The following is a 2,600-nucleotide window of genomic DNA, read 5'->3' as shown; positions in this document are numbered from 1 at the left end:
CGCTGCGCCGCACCGGCCCGGTCCCCGAGCCCCCCGCCGTGGACGAGGCGGCCGGGCGCTGCGCCGACCAGGCCTGGCTGACCGGCCAGCTCACCGACCCGGCGCGCTGGCGGCCGGTCGTGGCCACCGCGCCCGGCGCCGGGGAGCACGTGCTGGTGCTGGGGGACGGCTCCGGCTCGTTCCTGGCCTGCCCCGCCCGCGACTGGCAGCCGCGGCCTCACGCCGTGGCGAAGCCGTTGGGCGGACAGGACTTCGAGGTGCTCAGCTCGGACGCCAGCGCGGGCTCGTCGACCCGCTACCTGGCGGGCGTCGTGGGAGAGCGGGTGACCGCCGTGGAGCTGACGGACGCCCAGGGCCGCCCGGCGGCGGAGGTCGTGCTGGAGAACGGCTGGTTCGCCGCGAGGTTCACCGACCAGCCCGACGCGGCGGCGTGGTCCGACTACCGGGTGCGCGTGCTCGCCGGGGAGGAGGTGCTGCGCGATGGGCCCGCGACGACGAACTGACCGGAACCGCCTGGCGGAGCTGTTCGACCGGCACGCCGAGGACGTCTGGAACCACGCCTACCGCCTCACCGGCTCGTGGGAGCTGGCCGAGGACCTGACCGCGCAGGCGTTCCAGGCCGCGGGCCGCAGGACCGCCGAGGCCGCCCTCCGGGGCGACCGCGCGCTCCCCTGGCTGCTCGCCCTGACCACCCGCCTCCCCCGCCCGGCGGCGGAGGACGGCGCCCCCGCGGCGCCTGCCGCGCTCGCCGACCTGCCGCGAGCCGACCGCGAGGCCGCCGAGCTCTGCCTGCTCGGCGAACTGCACCCGGCCAGGGCCGCCGAGGCCCTCGGCACGACCGAGAACGACGTCCGGTCCGCTGTGGACCGCGCCCGCGCGCGGCTGGGGCAGGCGGAGGAGGAGAGATGAGCGACCACCAGCTGCCCCCGCGCAGGCCCATGCCGCCCGAGGTGCTCGAACGACTGCGCCGCCGGGTCCTGCCGAGGACCCGCCACCGCGTCCCGGCAGCCGCCGCGGCCGTCGCCGCGCTCGTCCTGGGCAGCGCCGCGCTCGTCCAGGTCACCCGCGACGAGGGCGCGGCCGAACCACCCCCTCGGGTGGACACCACCTCGTCCACGGCGACCACCCCGACGACGCCCACGGGCTCACCGCGCTCGCCGGTCTCCACCCCGACCGCCTACGAGCTGGACGCCTGCGGCCTCACCTCGGCCGAGTACGTGGTCGCCCTGCCGCCGTCGCGGCTGGTCGTGGCGGCGGACTCGTTCTGCGAGCTGGCCCCGACCGGCGTGCACCGCTCGACCCCGACCGACCGGCCGGTGCGGGTGGAGAGCGGCCTGCGGCTGCGCTGGGTGTCCGAGACTGGCGTGCTGGTCGGCGAGCTGCCCGACGGCGCCCGCGAGGTCACCTCGGCCACCAACCTGGCCCTGCTCGCGGTGGGCGAGCCGAACGAGCTGGGAGCCGTGTCGCACGACGGGTCGTTCTTCGTCCAGCTGGAGCACTGGACGCAGGTCGCGCTGTCCTTCGACGGCGGCCCCGCGACGGTCACCCTGGTCCCGCCGGAGCTGTTCGCGCGCCCGACGCGCACCGAGGTGTTCACGTCGCAGAGGCGCGCCGAGGCCGACCAGGTCGTGGCGCGCTGCGTCTACCGGGCGTGGCTGGACGGCGCGGCCGACAGCCCCGATCCGGCGCGGTGGCAACCGCTCGTGGCCACCACCGCGCAGGACGGCGACCACGTGGTGGTCCTGCGCGGCGGGTCGGGCGCGGTCCTGGAGTGCCCGACCTGGGGCTGGGAGACCGGGTCGCGCCTGCGCCCCGAGGGCGGGCAGGCGGGCCGGGCCGCGTTCGCGCTGTCGGGCGGGCACGCCGCGCCGGGGTCGACCACCTGGTTCCTGACCGGTGTGGTGGACGAGCGGGCGACGGCCGTGGAGCTGACCGACGCGCGGGGCCGCCCGGCGGCGGAGGTCGTGCTGGCGCGGGGCTGGTTCGCGGCGAGGTTCACCGACCAGCTCGCCGGGGAGCGGCCGGACTTCACCGGTCACCGGGTGCGGGTGCTCGCGGGCGGGGAGGTGCTCCACGAGGGGCCTGCGGCGGCGGGCTGACCGGGTGGTGGCGGGGCTGCTCGTCCGGCGCGCCGAGGGCGGGTGGCCCGCGCCTCCCGCGAGGCCGCCGAGCCGTGCCTGCCCGGTGGGCTCCCCCCGGTGCGGGCGGAGAACGCGGTGGGAACCACCGGGAACGGCGTCAGGTCCGACATCGGCCGCGCGCGGCTGGGACGAGCGGAGGAGGAGTGGTGACCGACCGGCTGCCCGCGCGCGAGGCCATGCCGCCCGAGGTGCGCGACCGGCTCCGCCACCGGGTGCTGGACGGGGCGCGTGGTGGCGGGACGCGGCGCATCGCACCGCTGGTCGCCGCCGCCGTGGTCGCGCCGGTCGCGGGCGTGGTGGTGATCGGCCGGTTCGCGCTGGACGACGGCCCGGCCACGCCGACGCCCGCCACGGGCCCGGTGCGCGACGACGGGCGCCCTCCGCCCGCGGAGGTGCGGTTCGAGGAGCCGTCCGACCGCGACTTGACCGAGCGCGGGATCGCGGACGCCGAGCTCACCG

The 2,600-nt window shown here is 78.3% G+C and carries 4 protein-coding genes and 1 pseudogene; all 5 read left to right on the top strand.

Annotated features, from left to right (window positions below; genetic code table 11):
- Positions 1–503 (top strand): hypothetical protein (locus tag ACTUAL_RS17575; RefSeq protein ID WP_440901035.1); only part of this gene is annotated, 503 nt, incomplete at its 5' end.
- Positions 481–909, top strand: a complete 429-nt coding sequence (locus tag ACTUAL_RS17570) for an RNA polymerase sigma factor (RefSeq protein ID WP_096496111.1) — start codon at positions 481–483, stop codon at positions 907–909. The genes ACTUAL_RS17575 and ACTUAL_RS17570, both read left to right, overlap by 23 nt.
- Complete coding sequence (locus ACTUAL_RS17565) at positions 906–2,099, top strand: hypothetical protein (RefSeq protein WP_440901034.1); 1,194 nt, start codon at positions 906–908, stop codon at positions 2,097–2,099. Before ACTUAL_RS17570 ends, ACTUAL_RS17565 begins: the two co-directional genes overlap by 4 nt.
- Before the next feature lie 42 nt (positions 2,100–2,141).
- Positions 2,142–2,291, top strand: a complete 150-nt coding sequence (locus ACTUAL_RS17560; protein WP_440901033.1) for a hypothetical protein — start codon at positions 2,142–2,144, stop codon at positions 2,289–2,291.
- Positions 2,288–2,600 (top strand): annotated as a pseudogene (locus ACTUAL_RS17555) (hypothetical protein); the annotation flags it as partial. The gene ACTUAL_RS17560 and the pseudogene ACTUAL_RS17555, both read left to right, overlap by 4 nt.

The sequence above is a fragment of the Actinosynnema sp. genome (assembly GCF_052038725.1).
Note: the sequence above shows the minus strand (reverse complement) of the source record. Positions and strands in the feature narration are given on the sequence as shown.

Excerpts from the sequence above, each read along its gene's own strand:
- ACTUAL_RS17570 (WP_096496111.1), top strand. The coding sequence starts at position 481 with ATGGGCCCGCGACGACGAACTGACCGGAACCGCCTGGCGGAGCTGTTC.
- ACTUAL_RS17565 (WP_440901034.1), top strand. The coding sequence starts at position 906 with ATGAGCGACCACCAGCTGCCCCCGCGCAGGCCCATGCCGCCCGAGGTG.